The organism is Ruegeria sp. CDSB136 (genome assembly GCF_059610965.1).
The window spans coordinates 20,053-38,782 of record NZ_JBXWOP010000022.1 but is presented as its reverse complement, the minus strand read 5'-3'; the positions used below and the strand labels follow the sequence as shown (position 1 = coordinate 38,782).

At 60.8% G+C, this 18,730-nt stretch carries 14 protein-coding genes; 6 read left to right on the top strand and 8 right to left on the bottom strand.

Annotated features, from left to right (window positions below; all coding sequences use genetic code 11):
* The first annotated feature begins 2 nt into the window (after window positions 1–2).
* Window positions 3–1,634 carry a GMC oxidoreductase gene (locus tag AC2FIR_RS20455; RefSeq protein ID WP_496716776.1) on the top strand — a complete coding sequence of 544 codons (1,632 nt, stop codon included), beginning with the start codon at window positions 3–5 and terminating at the stop codon, window positions 1,632–1,634.
* A gap of 14 nt (window positions 1,635–1,648) precedes the next feature.
* On the opposite strand, the gene AC2FIR_RS20450 is transcribed toward AC2FIR_RS20455, so the two are convergent.
* Complete coding sequence (locus AC2FIR_RS20450) at window positions 1,649–2,752, bottom strand: glycosyltransferase family 4 protein (RefSeq protein ID WP_496716775.1); 1,104 nt, start codon at window positions 2,750–2,752, stop codon at window positions 1,649–1,651.
* 262 nt (window positions 2,753–3,014) lie between these two features.
* Here AC2FIR_RS20450 and AC2FIR_RS20445 point away from each other — a divergent pair, with 262 nt between their 5' ends.
* Together AC2FIR_RS20445 and AC2FIR_RS20440 are read left to right on the top strand one after the other, a co-directional pair.
* The gene (locus tag AC2FIR_RS20445; protein WP_496716774.1) at window positions 3,015–4,337 is read left to right on the top strand and encodes a glycosyltransferase family 4 protein; all 1,323 of its coding nucleotides are present in this window, start codon (window positions 3,015–3,017) and stop codon (window positions 4,335–4,337) included.
* Window positions 4,324–5,433 (top strand): formylglycine-generating enzyme family protein, encoded by a 1,110-nt coding sequence (locus AC2FIR_RS20440; RefSeq protein ID WP_496716773.1) that lies wholly within the window; start codon window positions 4,324–4,326, stop codon window positions 5,431–5,433. The genes AC2FIR_RS20445 and AC2FIR_RS20440 overlap by 14 nt, the downstream gene beginning before the upstream one ends.
* Before the next feature lie 16 nt (window positions 5,434–5,449).
* On the opposite strand, the gene AC2FIR_RS20435 is transcribed toward AC2FIR_RS20440, so the two are convergent.
* The 6 genes from AC2FIR_RS20435 to AC2FIR_RS20410 all read right to left on the bottom strand — a co-directional run bounded on the left by AC2FIR_RS20435 (window position 5,450) and on the right by AC2FIR_RS20410 (window position 12,149).
* Window positions 5,450–6,979, bottom strand: coding sequence for a GMC oxidoreductase (locus AC2FIR_RS20435; protein ID WP_496716772.1), 1,530 nt, complete (start codon window positions 6,977–6,979; stop codon window positions 5,450–5,452).
* Window positions 6,980–6,997: 18 nt separating this feature from the next.
* Complete coding sequence (locus AC2FIR_RS20430; RefSeq protein WP_496716771.1) at window positions 6,998–7,969, bottom strand: NAD-dependent epimerase/dehydratase family protein; 972 nt, start codon at window positions 7,967–7,969, stop codon at window positions 6,998–7,000.
* Between the two features lie 94 nt (window positions 7,970–8,063).
* Window positions 8,064–8,807, bottom strand: coding sequence for a polysaccharide deacetylase family protein (locus AC2FIR_RS20425; RefSeq protein ID WP_170808184.1), 744 nt, complete (start codon window positions 8,805–8,807; stop codon window positions 8,064–8,066).
* 3 nt (window positions 8,808–8,810) lie between these two features.
* Window positions 8,811–10,250 carry a protoporphyrinogen/coproporphyrinogen oxidase gene (locus AC2FIR_RS20420; protein ID WP_480813993.1) on the bottom strand — a complete coding sequence of 480 codons (1,440 nt, stop codon included), beginning with the start codon at window positions 10,248–10,250 and terminating at the stop codon, window positions 8,811–8,813.
* On the bottom strand, window positions 10,247–11,221 hold the full coding sequence (locus tag AC2FIR_RS20415; RefSeq protein ID WP_496716770.1) for a lysylphosphatidylglycerol synthase transmembrane domain-containing protein: 975 nt from the start codon (window positions 11,219–11,221) through the stop codon (window positions 10,247–10,249). Before AC2FIR_RS20415 ends, AC2FIR_RS20420 begins: the two co-directional genes overlap by 4 nt.
* 1 nt (window position 11,222) lies before the next feature.
* Window positions 11,223–12,149, bottom strand: a complete 927-nt coding sequence (locus AC2FIR_RS20410) for a glycosyltransferase family 2 protein (RefSeq protein WP_496716769.1) — start codon at window positions 12,147–12,149, stop codon at window positions 11,223–11,225.
* Window positions 12,150–12,454: 305 nt separating this feature from the next.
* Between AC2FIR_RS20410 and AC2FIR_RS20405 the strand changes: the two genes are divergently transcribed.
* The gene (locus tag AC2FIR_RS20405; protein WP_170682298.1) at window positions 12,455–13,891 is read left to right on the top strand and encodes a lipopolysaccharide biosynthesis protein; all 1,437 of its coding nucleotides are present in this window, start codon (window positions 12,455–12,457) and stop codon (window positions 13,889–13,891) included.
* A 49-nt stretch (window positions 13,892–13,940) separates the two neighbouring features.
* On the opposite strand, the gene AC2FIR_RS20400 is transcribed toward AC2FIR_RS20405, so the two are convergent.
* Window positions 13,941–15,446: a PepSY-associated TM helix domain-containing protein gene (locus AC2FIR_RS20400; RefSeq protein WP_496716768.1), complete on the bottom strand. Its 1,506-nt coding sequence runs from the start codon at window positions 15,444–15,446 to the stop codon at window positions 13,941–13,943.
* Window positions 15,447–15,673: 227 nt separating this feature from the next.
* Here AC2FIR_RS20400 and AC2FIR_RS20395 point away from each other — a divergent pair, with 227 nt between their 5' ends.
* Entirely contained in the window at window positions 15,674–16,672 is a 999-nt protein-coding gene (locus AC2FIR_RS20395; RefSeq protein ID WP_496716767.1) for a glycosyltransferase, read from the top strand.
* The gene (locus AC2FIR_RS20390) at window positions 16,669–18,720 is read left to right on the top strand and encodes a glycosyltransferase family 39 protein (protein WP_496716766.1); all 2,052 of its coding nucleotides are present in this window, start codon (window positions 16,669–16,671) and stop codon (window positions 18,718–18,720) included. The genes AC2FIR_RS20395 and AC2FIR_RS20390 overlap by 4 nt, the downstream gene beginning before the upstream one ends.
* The last annotated feature ends 10 nt before the right edge of the window (window positions 18,721–18,730 follow it).

The window sequence follows — 18,730 nt, the reverse complement described above, 5'->3', positions numbered from 1 at the left end:
CGATGCAGGCAACCCGACCAGAATATGACGTCATCGTCATTGGCTCTGGCGCAGCCGGTGGATGGGTTGCGAAAGAAACAAGCGAACGCGGCTGCCGGACTTTGATGCTGGAGGCCGGGCGTGTGCTGGACCCCCTGGAAGATTTCCCCGACAGTGATCGCGCAGGCGGATCCCGTGTCAGCATCCTCAGCCGCGTCATGGCGATCTTGCGGGGGCAGCATGTGCAGGCCCGCTGCATGTCCTTCACGCCCCTGACCGGGCATCTGTTCGTCAATGACCGGCAGAATCCCTACACCACGCCGGGTGGTGCTCATTTCAACTGGTTCCGGTCCCGTCAGGTGGGTGGGCGGTTGCATCTCTGGGGGCGCAATGCGCTGCGTCTTTCGGATCAGGAGTTCAAGGCTGCCGAACAGGACGGTTTTGGCGACAGCTGGCCGATCTCCTATGCCGATCTCGATCATTGGTATGGCTGGGTTGAACAGTTTCTGGGTGTTGCAGGCGAGGCGGCGGAGATCGAGAACCTGCCCGACGGTATCTACGACGCACCGCACCCGCTGACCAAAGCGGAACGCCGGATCATGGCCGAGCTTGCGCAGAAATGGCCGGATCGCCCTGCCACCACCTGTCGGATCATTCGCCATGTGCCCGCGCGAACGCCTTTGCCCCTGACAGCGGCACAGGCAACCGGGAATTTCGAACTGCGCAGCGGGGCGGTGGTGTCCAAGATCGAAACGGACGCGCAAACGGGTCTGGCGACCGGAGTTCGCTATATCGACGTGGCCAGCGGACAGGAACACGTCGTGACGGCGCGGGTGATTGCGGTTTGCGCCTCGACCATTGAATCCGTGCGGCTTCTGCTGAATTCTCACGGGCCAGGGCATGTGCGGGGGCTGGGCAATTCATCGGGTAATCTGGGGTGCTACCTGTCGGATCATCTGATGGTCTTCCGGGCGGGCACCATGCCTGAAATCGAAGGGCTGGGACCAAGTCATGATCCTTATGACTTTGGCGCTCAGTCCGGCATCTATATTCCCGGTTTCCGCAATCGCGGCGGGCCCGAGGATTGTGGATTCTTGCGCAGCTATTCTTTGCTGGGCTCCGTAGGGCGGATCGAACCTGGCTGGTTCTTCATGGCGATCGGAGAAATTCTGCCGCGTGCCGAAAACCGGATCGAGCTTGATCCGAACAAACACGATGCGTGGGGCATTCCCGCGCCAAAGGTCACGCTGCGCCATTCCGACAATGAGCGCGCGATGGTGCAGGACATGAACGAAACGCTGAAGGATGTCTCACAAACCTTCGGGCTACCCGACGATCTGCTGGCGCGCGAAAGCCTGATCTCGAAACTGGCGTATAAGTTGGCCGGACCGCTGGTCTATACTCCCGATGGGGCTTTGCAGCCGGGGTCGTCGATCCACGAAACCGGAGGGGCTTGTATGGGCGATGACCCTACCCGGCACGTCCTGAACCGGGATCTGGAATTGTTTGATTGTCATAATGTTCATGTCACGGACTCGGCGTCGTTCCCTACCAATCCGTTCCAGAACCCTGGCCTGACCATCATGGCCCTGTCAGCTCGTGCAGGGGCGCGGATTGCCGAGAAAGTAGCAACAGAACGCGCGCGCGATATATGACGGCGGAACAGGCGTCAGCCGCGCGACCGTCCCACCAGATCGTAGTAGGTTTTTTCGAACTGGCGATGCACCCAGTCCGGGTCGAAGCGATCTTCCCGGCTGCGTTTCAGGGCGTTTTTCGCAAGGGTTTTCCGGTGCCCTTCGTCCGACAGGGCATCTGCCACAGCTGTGCAGATCGCATCAATATCGCCGATAGGCACCACCGCGCCGACACTGTCGTCGATCAGTTCGACCACGCCGGAACAGGCGGTGGCCACGGCGGGTGTTCCGGCCTGAAAGGCCTCGGCGATCGTGAAGGGCAACGCCTCCCACCGCGAGGTCAGCAGGAACAGGTCCGCCGCGCGCAGATGACGGATCGGTTTGTCTGTTCGGCCGATGAATTGCAGGTGCTTGCCAACCCCTTTTTCCTGCGCCAGAGTATACAGCTTCGCTTCGTCCGGCCCGTCACCGGCGACGACAAAGCGATAGCCGGGGTGGGTCTGCTTCATCCGGGTAACGCAATCGATCAGAATATCGACCCCCTTCTGCGGTTGCAGACGGGCCAGCGTCAGGATCACCCGCTCGCCATCCCCAAGCAGCTTGGCTCGTAATTCGGCAATATCCTCCGCGTTGTCCTCGGGCGGAGGGGATACGCCCAGACCGATCACCTTCAATTTGTCCTTTGGCACATTCCCGATCGTGGCCAGATCCTCGGCCGAGCGATGACTGGGCGTGATTACCAGGTCGCATTTGGCGGCAATCCGGCCAAAGGCGGCAATCCGCTCGGGTTCCGATCCGTGATAGGTGACGGCAACCGGAATGCGCCTCCCAGTGCAAGCCAAACTGGCAACTAGTGCAGGCGCGGATTCATGGCAATGGATCAGATCGACCGGATTTTCCGCCAGCCATCGCCGCAACCGCCAGGCCGCGCTCGCCGTATGACGCAGCCGGTTGATGATGCTGCCGCCGTCGCCCGCGACATAGCGGGTGGGCAGGTCCAGAAATCCGGCGCCCCGATCCGGACCCGCCCAGATATCGGCGGTGCCCGCCAGCGTGATGCGATGGTTCCTTGCCTCCAGCCAGTCGCTCAGCCCGAGGATATGCCGGGTGATACCGCCCATGCCAAACTGGGAGCCCATTTCGACAACATGAAGGGGATTTGAAGAAGGGGCGGTCTGCATTTTTGTGTAGGTATCGGCCAAATTTTTCAACAATCGGGCAATCATAACACGCGCATGGTATTTGCCCATGTCATGAAGGCGGACCACCGCAGCTTGCATTCATCTGCAGCAAGCCCGCAACACCTAGCGCGAACCGGGCAGCCGCGTGGCTTGTGCCTTTCGATTGTGGCGAGGATCGTGTTTGATACCGGAAAGTTATTGGTAATCCGGTACAATTCGCATGCAGTCTTTGCGCATTCTGATGTTCACCACATTTTACCCGCCCTTTTCCTTCGGTGGCGACGCCGTAGGTATTCAGCGCATGGCCCGGGCGCTGGTGGCGCGTGGGCACGATGTGACGGTGGTGCATGACGAAGACAGCTATCTGATCCTTGGCGGCACACCCCAGCCCGAGGGACCGCCTGACGGGGTGCGGCGGATCGGACTTCGCGGGCGCAACGGGATGATGTCGAACCTGCTGACCCAACAGCTAGGTCGTCCGGTGGTGCACGCAGCCCACATCCGCGAGATACTCGCCGAACGGCAACCGGATATCATCTGGCACAACAACACGTCCCTGATCGGTGGGCCCGGTCTGTTGCCGATGGGCGAGGGGCTGAAGATATATGAGGCGCATGAGCACTGGCTGGTCTGTCCTACCCATGTTCTGTGGCGGCACGGACGCGAGCTGTGCGACGATCGCCAATGCCTGCGCTGCGTGCTGAACTACAAGCGCCCGCCGCAGCTCTGGCGCTATACCGGCGCGTTGGATCGGGCGCTGGACCACATGGATCTGATCATCGCCAAAAGCGAATTCAGCCGCGCCAAGCATCGCGAATTTGGCCTGCGGCAGGAGATGCAGGTGCTGCCCTATTTCCTACCCGACCTGGATCAAAGCGCCCTGCCGGAACCGGCGGCGCAAGAGCGCCCCTATTTCCTGTTCGTCGGACGGTTGGAAAAGATCAAAGGGCTGCAGAACGTGTTCCCGGCCTTTGATCGTTATCCGGATGCTGATTTGCTGATCCTTGGGGACGGAGATTACGCGGATGAACTAAAACAACAGGCCGCAGGCAATGACCGGATTAAATTCCTGGGCCGCAAAACACCTGACGAGCTGAACGCCTATTACCGAGGCGCGCTGGGGCTGATCGTGCCGTCGGTCTGCTATGAGACCTTCGGTATCATCCTGATCGAAAGCTTCCGGCTGGGCACACCGGTGATCGCCCGGCGGCTGGGCCCGTTCCCGGAGATCGTCGGGCGGGCAGGCGGCGGGTCGCTTTTCGAGACCGAAGACGATCTGATCGCGGCGATGCGCTATTTGCAACACCAACCCGACCGGCGCGCGGGGCAGGGCAGGGCCGCGCGCCAGGCGTTTCTGGATATCTGGCACGAAACTTCAGTGCTTGGGGCATATGGCGCCACACTGGCCCGCGCAGCGCATGCCAAAGGCGACCGCGCGCTGTTCAAGGCACTGGAGGCGGGTGCGTTTGAGCTTGGAGTGATGAACCAAATGCCTGCCAGCCTTCGGGACAATCAAGAAGGACTTTTCAATGACGCTCAATAGAACTTCGACCAGCCCGGAGAAGGTCTCTTTTTTCGAGCGAATTGCTCGATGGGTGCTGCGGTTGTTCGGGATCATGCTGTCGGGATTGCTGATGGTCTTTGTGCTGCTGGCCGGAGTCATCTTAATGATCGTTATTGCTAACACGGCGCTGCGTGATCTCGAGACCACTATGCGCGCGACCACGGACCAGGACCAGTTGCCTGAACCAAAGCTGTCAACGTTGCAACGAACCGCGCTTTTCATAACGTCCCAATTTCTTCCATTGCACCAGCCGGGTTTTCAGATGGTTACACCCGGCCGCGTCTTTCGCGACTGCACAGACTGCCCGGAGATGGTCGAGGTTTCCAAGGGGTATTTCCTGCTCGGTTCTCCGATCTTTGAAGAGGGCCGCCATGCACATTTATTTAGTCACACGCCCCTTCGGACTCAGTTGAAGCTAGTTAACCGCGAGGGTCCGAGACGTCTGGTGCAAATTTCGCGCCCGTTGGCCTATTCCCGCTATGAGATCACGTATGCGCAATGGCGGCAGGCGCAGGAAGACCCGGAATGGTCGGCAATAACCGGGCGTGATCCGTTCCTTCCCGATTTAGGAAAGGGCTATCGCGACGATCAGCCTATGACCGAGGTCGAGTGGAGCGACGCAAAAGCTTACGCTGCTTATCTGAGCGCAAAGACCGGACACACCTATCGTTTGCCAACGGATGCCGAATGGGAATACGCCGCTCGGGCCGGCACGGTAACGCGGTTCTCATGGGGCAACGACATTGGCAGGAACAATGCCGTCTGCGTCAACTGTTCCTCTATATGGCCCGAGCGAAAGCCCGGACCCGTCGGTCGGCATCCACCCAATGATTTCGGGCTTTATGACATGCATGGTAATGGATTTGAGTGGGTCGAGGATTGCTACGAAGCCTATCATGATCCCGTGAAAATCGACGGCTCTCCTTATGTGCAGGACGCCTGCGAATTCCGGACAGTTCGTGGAGGCGGCCCGGCTTCTCCGGCCTGGCAGAACCGATCTGCTTTTCGTGTCGGGCCACATCACTACAACCGTGGCTATGGGCATACCATCCGCCTCGTTCGGGAATTGAATTAGAGGAGGAAGCCGGGCGTCACGGGGCCAGTGTCCCGATGCGATGGGCGTTGGCCATGACCGAGAAGGTGATAGTCGTGGCCGGGATGCTGGGCAGGCTTGAGGCATCGACCAGATGCACCCGTGACAACCCGTGCGGCCGCCCAAGGATGTCGGATTGTCCGGACTCGGGTGCCTTGGCCATCGGGACCGAGCCGCCAACATGAAAGCTTGATCCCACATCACCCGGACGCCGGGCGAAGCCAAGCGGGACAAGCCCCGCCAGCTTCAGGGTTTGGGCCAGCCGGGATGTTGCCCGTTCCATGACTTTTTCGGTTTCGTCATTGCCCTGCACGGTCGGGGCCAGCCGTCCGTCTGCGGCCAGTGTCAGGTCGATCCGGGCGGAGTGGGCGGAATGCAAAAACGCCTGCGCCACGACCAGCCGTTGCGCCAGCCGCCGCCATAATGGGGCCGATCCGGGCAGTTTAGAGCCATAAGTGCTGATCAGATCGTGGGCGTAGAACTCGTTCCAGGTGTAGACCTGCGCATGGACCAGATGGGGCGAGATTTCGTGGTCATCAAGTTCAATGAAGATCTGCGGCAGGGTGTGATAGGGCCTTCTGTCCGGGCGACGCGGCGCGCGCCAGCGGTGCAGGCTGGGCAGAAAGAAATGCTGGCTATCCTGCAGTTGCAGCCGCGCTGCCGGGTCCGGAGACGACGCCAGCATCAGCCGTGCCGTTTCAAGAACCCCGGCGGCGACAAAGATGCGGTCGGTTTGCAGGGTTTCGCCATCGTCCAGCGTGACCGTGACCTGATCGGGGTGTTCATCGAAGTGGCGGACAAGGCCGGTGCGGTATTGAAAGGCCGAGTGGCGGCGCAGAGTGTCGAGCGTTTGGCCGGATGCATAGATCAGCCCCCAGGGACAGCCATGCAGACACTGGCCGCAATACCGGCAGCCGGTCCCGACAGCCAGCCGCGCAGCTCCGGCATGGGCACCCAGTTCCGTCAACCGGGTTTTGCGCCGATCCAGATGCGCCAGCAGCCGCTCGGCCTGGGGCGACGGGGTCAGGGGCGCGCGTTCCTGCATGGAAAGGGCGGGGAACAGGGTCTGCAATGCGTCCACCCGACCACTTATGGGAAGGAATTCCGCGACCGAGCGGTAATGCGGTGACAGGTCATCAATTCCGATCGGCCAGTCGGCGATGTCCTCGGCGCGGTTGGGCAGAACCGCCGAGCCCCAGAGGTTGGACAACCCACCAGCTGCATGTGAGGCGCGCAACCCGATCCGCTCGGGCGATACCAGCGTCTCTGCCCCCGGAACCATGGCGAAATCCGATCCGAACCGGCGCACCTGTCCGGGCGGGGTGTCGAATTGCGGGGCCTGCCAGCTCTGTACATCGGCAGCGGTCCAGGTATCCGGGTCTTTGGCGGCCAGCCCGTCGCGCCGTTCCCGGGCGGGGGCGTCCAGCCGGCGGCCCCCGTCCAGCATCAGAACCTGACGGCCCCGGCTCAGCAGGGCCATGGCCACGGACACGCCCGACGGCCCCGAGCCGATGACCAGGTCAGTCACGGGACAGGACCTGACCGCTCATGCTGAAACCGGATGCTTCATTTCGGCGACAATGTCATCGATGATCTGCTGCAGCGTCCGCATCGGACGGAACCCGGTGACCCGCTGCAGTTTCGAGACATCGGGCAGGCGGCGCTGCATGTCCTCGAACCCTTCGGGGTAGACCGTTTCGTAAGGCACGCACTGGATTTCCGAAACAGACCCGGTTGTCTGGATGACCTGTTCGGCCAGAGCGCGGATCGTGACTTCCTGATCGGTGCCGACATTGAAAACATCGCCGCGCGCTTCGGGAAGCGTCATCAGCCGGCACATGGCCTCGACCACATCGGCCACATGGCCGAAACAGCGTGACTGCTCGCCGGTGCCGTGCACCATCAGCGGCGCGCCTTCCAACGCGGATTTCACGAAGTTCGGCAGCACCATGCCATAGCGCCCCGTCTGCCGGGGGCCGGTGGTGTTGAAGAACCGCAGGATCGTGACTGGAAGGCCGGATTCACGTGCATGGGCCAGCGCCAGAAACTCGTCCAGTGTCTTGGCGCAGGCATAGGACCAGCGCAGGTTGCGGGTGGCGCCGATGGTCAGATCACCCTCTTCCTGAAACGGGAAGTTCGTGCTTTTGCCGTAGACTTCGGAACTGGAGGCGATGAAGGTATGCGTCTTGTCCACCAGCGCGGCATCCAGCACGTTCTCGGTGCCTGCAACATTGGTCAGGATCGACCGGCTGGGTTCGTCCATGATCAGCTTGACCCCGACAGCCGCCGCCAGATGGAAAACGATATCCGCCGGGCCAACCAGATCGGCCACCAGCTGACGGTCAAGGATGCTGCCTTCGACAAAGGTGAAATCCGGGTGGTCGGCGACGGCGCCAAGGTTGGACATCAGCCCGGTCGACAGGTCATCAAGAACAGTGACGGTATGACCATCCCCGATCAGCCGTTCCGTCAGGTGAGAGCCGATGAACCCGGCGCCTCCGGTAATCAGAATATGCATATGTTCGTACCTGTCACTTGTTGAGAACCGATATGCCGGATCGTACAACCCGCCCTGCGCATCCGGCCATAGCCGCAGGTGGAAAAAGACCTGTTCACCACGGGTTTCCGCGTATTGCCGCGCGCACGCCCCGCATCAGTTTGCGCGCTGCAAGATACGGCCCGCCGCGCCCGTCAAGATGCGCCCGCCAGCGGGCAATGTCGGTGAAATAAAACATCTCGAGCCGGGGCAGGTCGTGGATGTCATCCTTCGGCCCGGCAACGCCCAGCCTTGTGCCGACCGACGTGTCGTAATGCAGCGCGATTTGCCGGCGCACGCTTGTGCTTGTCGCACCGTAAGGCGGCGCGAAATGCCGGATGGGCTGGTCCAGCCGGGCGGCGATATCCTGTCCCGATCCCGAGATCTCTTCTTCCAGCGTTTCCGGATCCAGCGCTGCAAGATTGGGGTGGTTGATGCTGTGCGCGCCAAAACGGACGCCTTCACCGGCCAGGGCTTCAACCCGGTCCCAGCCCATCAGGGGGCGGGCGGGGATGTTGCCTCCGGCCCAGCTGTCGGTGCCGCCCATCAGGCCCGATGGCAGATAGACGATCGGACAGAAGCCGTGATCGCGCAGGATCGGCCATGCGGTATCGGCGAAATCTTCAAACCCGTCATCGAAACTGATGATGACCACGCGGGGGGCAGGCGGGTTGGCCAGCGCATCCGGCGTCACCACCGGCAGGCCCGATGCGGCCAGCGCCTGCATCTGCGCGGCAAAGATGTCGGGTGCGATCGAGGTGGGCCCCGGCGCATCCGAGATCGAATGGTACATCAGGATATCAGCCTGCCAGGCGGACATGGGTCAGTCTTCCACCACATGGGTGGCAAAGACCTCGCGATACCGGTTCCATTTCGCGCGATCGACACTGCCTTTGCCGTCGATGCAATCCGCCGCGCCATAGGCCATGGCAAAGGCGTGGTGCGTATTGTCGTGGGCAAACAATCCCTGCCTTCCAAATACGAGCAATCCGTCCAGATCCGAGAGCCACTGATCAACCGTATCGAACCGCGCCTCGTAACCCACATCGTAAACCGGATAGGCATGGCTCAGCCGCCGGGTTTCGCAGCGGCGCACCGGTACCGTGACGGGCAAGCCCAGCTGGCCCAGCCATTTGGCGAACTCCTGCCCCAGCTCTTCATCGGACATGGACCACCATTTTTCATCCGGATCGCAGGGCAGCTCGGCACACAGAACGGTGACGCCCTTCGGCTCGCCACTGGCGTTGTAGTTCTTGGGTTCCGACATCCGGCTGATCGGGATCGACAGTTCCGGGAAGTAATGCGCATCGAACTCGGTGAACTGGTCTGTTTCCAGCACCAGATACAGCAGGATCATGCCCCTGAAGCGGATCGCGCGGGCAGCCTCGACCACTTCCGCCGGAGGGGCGTCGATCAGGCGCGTCAGCCCGGTCAGCGGAATGGTCGACAGGATCAGATCGCCGGTCAGGTGCCGCTCGCCATCTTCGTCGCGGATCGTCAGGCCGGTGATGCGGTTGCCGTCCCGGTCGATGGCGGTGATCTCGGTGTTGAACAGGAAGGTGGCGCCATTTGCGCGCGCGCTTTCCAGCATCGCGCCCGAGATTTGTCCGAACCCCTTGCGCGGGTAAAAGAACCGCCCCGCAGTTTCACTGCGCAGCCCCGGCAGCAGGCGCAGCATCTTCATCAGGATCTTGCCGACCGAACCGCTGCCGACCCGCCGTTCCGCCAGTGTCACTGCCAGTTTCTCGGGGTCCAGCCCCCAGAGCTTGCGCACGTAAGGAAAATAGAAATTGTCCGAAATCGTCGGCCCCAGCCCGTCGTAAAGCACGGTCGAGAATGTCTCGGGCCCCGTGCTTTTCTTGCGAAACGGCTTCAGTACCATGTCCCCGATCAGCGACGCGGCAAAGGGTTTGGGCAGACGCATCAGCGCATCGGTCAGTTTCAGCGGGAAGTGAATCCATTTGCCGCCCAGCCGGATACGCCCGTGCCGGGGGCGCAGCAGCAGATCATCGCCCAGCAGTGTTTTCACGTCCTGCAGCACCTCGGGCTCTGCCGCCGGGTGAAACCGGTGCGAGCCATAATCGCAGATCACGCCTTCGATCGGGAACGAGGCCGAGTTGCCGCCCGCGATGGCGGCGCGTTCGATCACCGTGATGCGGGCCTGGCCAGTCAGGGCATGGGCTGCGGCCAGACCGGCGGGTCCGGCACCCAGAATGATGATATGAGGCTTGTCGCCCCCTTCGGGTCGGGAAACATCCGTCACTTGCACTTTTCCTTTTGGGAATTTTTCGGAACGCCAAACCGCATTCCGGACATTGTCAGAACCAGCGCGCCAAACCCGCCCGCTGTAAACAACACGACCTGCCAGACCAGCCCGGCGGCCACGACCGCCGGGGCGCTGGCGCCAAAGGGGGCCAGAAAACCTGCCAGCGTCGCCTCGCGTATGCCCAGCCCGTTTAGCGAGAAAGGCAGTACCGCGATGATCTTGGCCAGCGGCCAAGCGAAAATCCACGGCCCGGCGGCCACATCGATACCCGCTGCGATGGCCAGCCACCAAGCCAGCAGGACCAGCAACAGCTGGATCAGCACCGAGGCGATAAAGGCGATGCCCAATGTGCCGGGTTTACGCCCCAGTCCGGCCAGCGCGTCTGCCAGACGATGCGCAAAGCCCTTACCGGGCAGAGACGGGACATAGCGCCAGGGCAGGGGCAGCAGGCGCGGCAGTGCGACCATACCCGCCAGCGCCACCAGCAGGACCAGTGCCACCGGCGCGATCATGTGGCCACCCGCCGCTCTTTCCGATGTCAGGACCAGACCCAGACAGGACAGGGTCAGCAGCGTGACCATGTCGATCAGCCGGTCGACGGTTGCGCCCGCGACGACCTGCGCCCCGTCCTTCATCGCCGCCTGTGTCATCCCGGCCCTTACCGCATCGCCGCCGATTGCACCGGGCAGGCACAGATTGGCGGCCAGACCGGCATAATGCGCCCGGATGGCCAGCAGGGGCGAAATCCCGCGGTTCAGCAACAGCCACCATTTCAGCGCCGCACCCACATGGGCCAGCAGGAACAGGACCAGCACGCACAGGAAAACCCAGATCGGGATTGCCTTGAGCGCCGCCACGATCGCCTCGGCCGGGAGAACCCAGAACAGGATCGCCAGCACCAGAGCGGACCCGGTCAGCCGGATCAGCCAGCGCCGTTGACTTGGGTCGGAAAGCAGTTTGCAGCTCATGTCACGGTCTGAGATGCAGCCGCGAGATCATGTCGGCGATCAGCCCCAGCGACCAGATCATGATCGCCGCCAGGAACGAGAACACGGCCGTTTCGCTGAGGTTCCAGTAGAACATGTCGATGATGAGCTTCACCGTACCCAATGTGAAGAACGCCAGACCCAGCGGGATGAAAACGCGCAGCGGGTTGAACAGCGTGCTGATGCGCAGGATCAGGATGATGAAGTTCAGAAAGTCGATCGGCCGGATCTTCGATTTACCCACCCGTTTGCCATATTCGATCGGCGTATAGATCATCCGCTTGCCGTTCGAAGTCATGCACAGTGTGATGGTGGTGGTGAAGGAAAAATTCTGCGGCAGAAGCGGCAGGAACGGGATCAGTTCGGATTTGCGGAAAACGCGCAGGCCCGAGTTGAGGTCGTTGATCTTGCGCTCGGCCAGAAACGAGGCGAAGGCGAACAGGAATTTCTTGGCCGGTCTGCGCAACAGCGGCACGTTCTTCATCGCAGCCCCCCGATCACCCACGACCATATCCTGATCGCGGCACATGGCCAGCATGCCCGGCAGATAGCGCGCGGGGTAAGTGCTGTCAGCATCGAGAATGGCTACATACTCATGCTGCGCCATCCGTACCCCGCGCTTGAGGCTGGCACCATAGCCGGAATTGACGTCGTTATAGGTGACGGTGGCGCCGCTGGCCTTGGCCTCGGCGCGGGTGTTGTCCTGGCTTGCGTCGTCCACCACGATAATTTCGTAAGGGATATTCAGCGGCTCGAGATGGGCGCGCACATCCTCGACCGTGTGACGAACGGCATTTTCCTCGTTATAGGCGGGGATGACCACACTCAGGCTCATGCCGACGGTTTCCGATGCGATCAGCTCTTCGGGTGTGGCGCTGTTCGTCTCCATCGGCTTTGCGACTTTATTCATGAAAATGAAAACCTTTTTTCACTCAATAGTCCCTGCCCCAGCCCCGTTGCAAGATTTGCATGGCGCGTGGAACGTGACGGGCATAATGCCCTGTATTGCGTATAGTATTCGAACACGTACAGACTGAACATAGACAATAAGTTTGACCAAATTCGACCGTTAAGACGTCAAGTTTGTATTTACGTATAATGCACGCAGCAGGTGTGAGTGTTTGAGGCATGAATCGTCTGGCACATGGCGGGGCTCGGGTAGCAGGAAGGAAACGGATGTCAGGGCGGCAGAGTTTCAGCAGCGGAGTTGCCTGGATGTCGGCCGGTATCTGGGTCGAGCAGGCGTTCAACTTCATCATTTTTGCCATTCTTGCCCGCATATTAGGGGTCGAGGCCTTTGGCTTGCTGGCGATGGTTGCGGCCTTCGTGCTGTTTTCCGAATTCCTGGTGCGCGAGACGATCTCGGACATTCTGCTGACCCATGATGCCCTGTCACCCGAGCGGCTGAATTCGGTTTTCTGGCTGTTGGCGCTGTTGGGGGTGGTTCTGACAATTGTGCTTTATCTGGGCGCGGTACCGGTTTCGAATTTCTACAATGAGCCGGTTGCGGGAAGATTGTTGATCGGATTGTCCCCGACAATATTGATGATCTCGCTGACGGCGGTGCCGGTGGCGATCCTGCGCCGCGAAATGCGGTTCCGGGTTCTGGCCATCCGCGCGGCGCTGGGGGCGGCGGTCGGCGGGGTCGTGGGCATTGGCATGGCACTGGCGGGATATGGGGTCTGGAGCCTGGTCGGTCAGCGGCTGGCGATGACGGCCACCAATATCGTGATGGCCTGGGGCGCGGTGTCGTGGCGGCCGGCCTTTGACGTGTCACGGGATCACATGCGCGCCATCCTGCATTTCAGTCATCGGATCCTGGGACTGCGCGCGGCGGAACTGGCTGCGGTGCAGTCGCCCGCGGTGATCATCGGCGCAATGCTGGGGCCGGTGCAGGCGGGGTATTACGCGATTGCCTGGCGGGTGATCGAGATTGCCTCGTTCCTCATGATCACTCCGCTGCGTACCGTCGCGCAGCCCGCCTTTGGCGCGGCGGCACGCGATGGCGGCCAGGCGGCGGATTTGCTGATGGATGTCATGCGCCTGACCGGGTTTCTGGCCTTTCCGGCCTTTGCCGGGCTGGCGGTTCTGTCGGAACCGGCGCTGGTGCTGCTGTTCGGTCAGAAATGGGCTCCGGCGGCCCCGGTTCTGAGCCTGATGTCGGTATTTGGCATGTATCTGTGCGTCGAGAAGGTGCAGCAGACCTTTTGTCTGGCGGCAGGTCAGGCCGGGCGTCTTGCGGTCCTGTCCTGGGTCGAAGTAGCGTTGGCAGTGGCAGTGATCGTGGTGCTGGCACCATATGGGTTGCCGGTTGTCACAGCCGGTTTCGTGGTGGTTTTTCTACTGATCTGGCCCCTCAAATTCGCCAATCTGGGACATATAGCGGGGCTGTCTGGCATGGCTTTGATGCGGCAGCATCTTGCGCCGCTTCTGCTATCGGCAGGAATGGCAGCGGTGGTGCTTGGAGTTGTTTGGCAAATGGAAGGTGTGTCTCAGCTTCTGATCCTTCTAGCCGGTACTATAACCGGGATTGTTGTTTATTGCCTGTTGGCCGTATTGCTCTTGCGCGACAGGTTGCGCCTGCTGATCGCAATGGCGCACCTGAAAGAGGAAACAGGTCCCGAAACCGGCACGCAAGAAGCCAGGGGATAGTGCAAAATGATGCGCCGCCCATACTGGTTGATGAGCGGAGCGCGCGCTGCTACCAAATCGGTGCACCCAAGCGGAAACTGACGGTCTTTTCCTCTCCATCAGATTTTTTTAGGTGAGCAACAATGTTGTTTTCTGTTTCAGCGGGGTTGAGCTGAAAATAGGCTCTAGCCTTGTCATCATATTGCACAAAATCAACCGTTGGTGCCACCTCACCGTTAATCTCGATTTCTGCGGACTGAACATCCGGCCCGCCGATCAGCAACTCGATGTCGAGAGGCGCGCCACGCCTGAGAGGGGCGTTCATAATTAATCGAGCAACCGTGCCAGGTGCGTTGGTCGGGAACGCTCTGGTTTTATCGTAAGAATCCGGGCCAAAGCGATAAAAGGCAGTGAATAAAATACCCGCGAGCAACAGCACATAGGCCCATCTGGTCCACCCCAGACCGTGCCATATGCGCCTGAGTGAACCATGATGCACCGTATCGGGGGTCTGGCGGGTGGCGAAAATCAAGGCTCCGGTATAGGCGAGGCCAGAGGCGATCAGCCCGAGTACAATCCAAAGCGCCATCGAGAACGCACCGCCCCAAGTTCCGAAATGCAGCATGTTCATCAAAGGCTTCCAATAGGCAAAACCTTTGACATCATTTGGCGTGAAGACGCCCAGAACCTCAAGGGTTACCGGATCGATGGACACGCTTCCGGGGCCAAAGAAACCCGAATAGCCCTCTACTGGTCCTGAGAAACCAAGGCTGTCGGTTTTCTTTTCGGGCACGAACATGAGGAGCGGCTCAAGGCCCGGCAGAGCAGCACGGGCACGCGCTTCAGCCTGAGCGATGAGGGCAGAATCGAAATTGGCCGGCAGTGCCGCGTCGCGTGGGCTTGGCGCTTCGGGTTTCGGGCGTGTGCCGTCAAAGCCCAGACTGCCCAGTAGAAAATAGAAGCTGGTTACAGAGATCAGGATCAGCAGTGGGGCTGTCCAGACGGCTGTCAACCGGTGCGCTCTTCCGGCCCAGGAACGCACCTCCCCCGAATTGTTGGGCCAGCGGAAGAACCCTTTCCAGAAGCGCCGATAGGTGATGAGGCCGCTGATGATCTGAAACAGCAGCACGACCGATGTGGCGCAGATCAGCATGAAGAGAATCCGCTGTTCCGTCAGAAACGTGTCATGCAGGTCGCGCAGGATTGAGCGAAAGCCCAGGGGTCGTGTTTCTCCTACAACCGCTCCTGTCGCAGGGTCTGTCCAGAACCCCACCTTTTCGCCCCATCCCGTGCGACCAAGAGTGTGATCCACAAACCATGGTGTCTGGCGTTTGATCACCAGAAAGATACTGCTTTCGGGATGGGTCTCTTTGATACCATCATAGATCATGCCGAAACTGGCGGTGCGATCTTCCTTGGCCATCATGGTCCAGATGTCCGGGCGACCGATCTTTTCAATCTCGATCGCGGCAACAAGCAGTGTACCGGTCAGAAACATGAACAGGAAAAACAGCGACAGGTGCAGGCCCAGCCAGGTGTGAAATTTGAAGAGCGAACTACGGATTTTACGATTCATCTGAACAACTGTCGGTTTACAATGCCCGGGCATACTAAACGGAGTAAATGCACAAGAAACAATAGCAGGGCGGAATAGTTGCCGGACAAGGGGGATTTAGCCCTCTATGTGGCAGTTCGCATACATTATTTCACGATATTCCTGCAGGTTAGGTGTTGTGCGAATCCCGAACTTCGCGGGATGTTATGATTATACCTGGGTATTGGTGGGGTAAGCGGTGCTGTTTGATGTTAAATAAAGCTATGAAGACAATTTCCATTGTATCGCCATGCTTCAACGAAGAAGACAACGTGGCGAATTGTTATGAAACCGTAAAGGCGATTTTCGACACGGAACTGCCGGGCTACAGGCGCGAGCATATTTTCATCGACAATGCCTCCTCTGACCGGACCGTGGACATCCTGCGCGAGATCGCCGCAAAGGATCAGGATGTGAAGGTGGTGGTCAATGCCCGCAATTTCGGGGTGTTCCGGTCAACCTTCAACGGGCTGCGCTATGCGACCGGTGACGGGGTCGTCGTCATGCTGCCGGTCGATCTGCAGGACCCGCCCGAGCTGATCCCGGAATTCGTCGAACTGTGGGAAAGCGGCTATGACGTAGTGGCCGGTGCCCGCAGCACCCGCGAGGAAGGGTTCGTGATGCGCAATGCGCGTGGGCTTTTCTACCGGATCGTCAACGGTCTGTCGGATGTCTGGCTGGAACCGTCGGTCGGAGAGTTCCAACTGATCGACCGCAAGGTTCTGAAGGCGGTGCTGGCGCATAGGGACCACTATCCCTACATCCGCGGCATCATCGCAAGCTGCGGTTTCCGTCGGATCATCAAGCCTTATGTCTGGAAAGCCCGTGCAAAGGGGCTGTCGAAACACAGCCTGATGGCGCTGGTCGATCAGGCGTTGAATGCGATCTTCTCCTTCACGCGGGCCCCGATGCGGTTCTGCACGATCAGCGGGCTGGTGATCGCGATTGCCTGTATCCTGTTCTCGCTCATCTCTGTGGTGCTGTTTTTCGTCAATCCCGATCAGGCGCCGCGCGGGACAACGACCATCATCGTATCCCTGTTCTTCCTGTCGGGTATCCAGATGCTGTTCATCGGGATGCTGGGGGAATACATCACCTCGATCCATAATCAGGTGCGCGGCGGTCCCATCGTTACGGAACAGGAACGTATCAATATCGAAGGTCCCGCGCGGGATCCGGCCCTGGCCAAAGAAGAGCATCTGGCATGATCGCGCAGACAAACCGGTGGCAATGGCGCTGCCTTGCGCTTGTGTTCTGCATTTGCGCAGGTCCCGCCTGGGCCATGGACGCGCCTGTTACCAATGCCACGCTGGCCGAGTTGCGCCTGTGGTTTACGGTCATGGCGGCGGCTGCGGTGGTTCTGATCGGGGTCTTCTGGTTGCGCGGGCTGCCCCTGTTCGGGGCGCTGGCCGCACTGGTTCTTCTGGGCAGTTCCGCCCGGTTGTGGCTGACCCAGCCGCTTTGGTTTCCGCGGCTTGAGATTTCCGCCAACCCGCCTGAAAACCTGATCATGCTGATGATACTGGCCGCGCAGGCGGTGCTGACGGGCGCTGTTCTGATGCGCCCTGCCGGCCGCGAGGCTATCAGGGGTCTTGTCGCCGGGGCGGGCATTTTGCGCCTGTTTGTTCTGATGGTTCTGGTCGGTGTCTTCTGCCTGTCCGCAACGCCTTACGTGGCCTATGGCTATTACATGGCCTTCGGGCTGCAGGTTGGTGTCGGCGGTGCGCTGTCCCTTGTTCAGATGGCCACGCTGGTCGCCATGTTCGCCGTGGCGGGCCCCGATCACATGCCGCGTATCCCGGTTGCCGCTCTGGCGGTCTTTGCCGCGGTGGCCAGCGCAATCCTCGCCTGGACGGCGTTCGACCGTGTGCCCCATGTCGAGGATGAACTGGCCTATCTTTTTCAGGCGCGGACCTTTGCGGCGGGTACGCTCTGGGCTCCGGCCCCGCCCGAAGCGGCGCAGCCTGCACTGGAGTATTATCTTCTCGAAGCGCATGAGGGCAAATGGATCAGCGTTCCGGCGCAGGGCTGGGCCATTGTTCTGAGCCTGGGTGTTCTGATCGGAGCACCCTGGGTGATCAATCCGATCCTGACCGGGATTTCGGTCTGGCTGGCCCATGACATTGTCCGCCGCGCCGTCAGCCGGGAACGCGCGGATCTGGTCGCGCTGCTGATGGCGACCTCGCCCTGGGTGCTGGCCATCGGGGCCACGCTGATGACGCATTCCGTGATGCTGGTCGTGGTGCTGCTGGCCTGGTGGTGCCTGATCCGCGCCAGAGAGGCTTCGGCGCGCGGGGCGATCCTGTTGGCGTTTGTGGCCGGGCTTGCGCTGGGATGGGGCTTTGTGACCCGGCCGCTGGACGGGCTGATCGTGGGCGGGCTGACGGGCCTGTGGCTGCTGCGCCGCCTGCCTTCAGGGATCGGTCAGGTGCTGGCCTGCGCCGTGGGCGGTGTCCTGTCGGGCTCCGTCTTTTTGCTGCTCAATTACGGGATCACCGGTGATGCGCTGCTGACCCCGCAATCCGATTACCTCAGCCGTCTCTGGCCCGACACGCAAAACGCGTTCGGTTTCGGACCCAATGTGGGGCCACCCGCCAAAAGCTGGGGCGCGCTGGATATCTGGGTTGGCCACAGCCCGGCCGAGGGCCTGCTGAACCTGGTCAACGGGATTGCTTCGCTCAACCTCGAACTGCTGGGCTGGACCTTCGGGTCGCTGGTGCCGATCTGGATCGTGTTCATCTGGCGCAAGCACCTGACCGGGTTCGACCGGGCCATGCTGGTGATCTTTGTGGCCCTTGTGGGTGTGCTGTTCTTCTATTGGTTTACCGGCACGTTCTATCTGGGGCCGCGCTACTGGCATACGGCGCTGCTGCCGGTTCTGGTGCTGTCCGCCGCCGGGATCGAGGCGGTGAACGACCGGCTGCCGGATCGGTATCGCGGTCGCCTGCACTGTGTCGTTCTGCTGCTTTGCGCGGTCTCGGTTGTCAGCTTCACCTCGTGGCGCGGCGTTTCGAAATATGACGGATATGGCGGGTTTACCGGTGACATCAGACGGCTGGCACAGGCCTCAGAACTGGGCAACGCTCTGGTCTTCGTCTCGACCAAAGGTGATATCGGGTCAGCACTGTATCTGAACGATCCGTTCCTGCCGCAGGACAAGCCGATCTTCCTGCGCGATCTGGGGGCCGATCAGAACGCAGCCGTGATCGCGGCCTTCCCGGGGCGCGAGGTCGTCTATCTGGCGGATGCCGAGTAGCGCGTTCAGC

Excerpts from the sequence above, each read along its gene's own strand:
- AC2FIR_RS20390 (WP_496716766.1), top strand. The coding sequence starts at position 16,669 with ATGATCGCGCAGACAAACCGGTGGCAATGGCGCTGCCTTGCGCTTGTG.
- AC2FIR_RS20415 (WP_496716770.1), bottom strand. The coding sequence starts at position 11,221 with ATGAGCTGCAAACTGCTTTCCGACCCAAGTCAACGGCGCTGGCTGATC.
- AC2FIR_RS20455 (WP_496716776.1), top strand. The coding sequence starts at position 3 with ATGCAGGCAACCCGACCAGAATATGACGTCATCGTCATTGGCTCTGGC.
- AC2FIR_RS20400 (WP_496716768.1), bottom strand. The coding sequence starts at position 15,446 with ATGAATCGTAAAATCCGTAGTTCGCTCTTCAAATTTCACACCTGGCTG.
- AC2FIR_RS20440 (WP_496716773.1), top strand. The coding sequence starts at position 4,324 with ATGACGCTCAATAGAACTTCGACCAGCCCGGAGAAGGTCTCTTTTTTC.
- AC2FIR_RS20445 (WP_496716774.1), top strand. The coding sequence starts at position 3,015 with ATGCAGTCTTTGCGCATTCTGATGTTCACCACATTTTACCCGCCCTTT.
- AC2FIR_RS20395 (WP_496716767.1), top strand. The coding sequence starts at position 15,674 with ATGTTAAATAAAGCTATGAAGACAATTTCCATTGTATCGCCATGCTTC.
- AC2FIR_RS20450 (WP_496716775.1), bottom strand. The coding sequence starts at position 2,752 with ATGGGCTCCCAGTTTGGCATGGGCGGTATCACCCGGCATATCCTCGGG.
- AC2FIR_RS20410 (WP_496716769.1), bottom strand. The coding sequence starts at position 12,149 with ATGAATAAAGTCGCAAAGCCGATGGAGACGAACAGCGCCACACCCGAA.
- AC2FIR_RS20425 (WP_170808184.1), bottom strand. The coding sequence starts at position 8,807 with ATGTCCGCCTGGCAGGCTGATATCCTGATGTACCATTCGATCTCGGAT.
- AC2FIR_RS20430 (WP_496716771.1), bottom strand. The coding sequence starts at position 7,969 with ATGCATATTCTGATTACCGGAGGCGCCGGGTTCATCGGCTCTCACCTG.
- AC2FIR_RS20405 (WP_170682298.1), top strand. The coding sequence starts at position 12,455 with ATGTCGGCCGGTATCTGGGTCGAGCAGGCGTTCAACTTCATCATTTTT.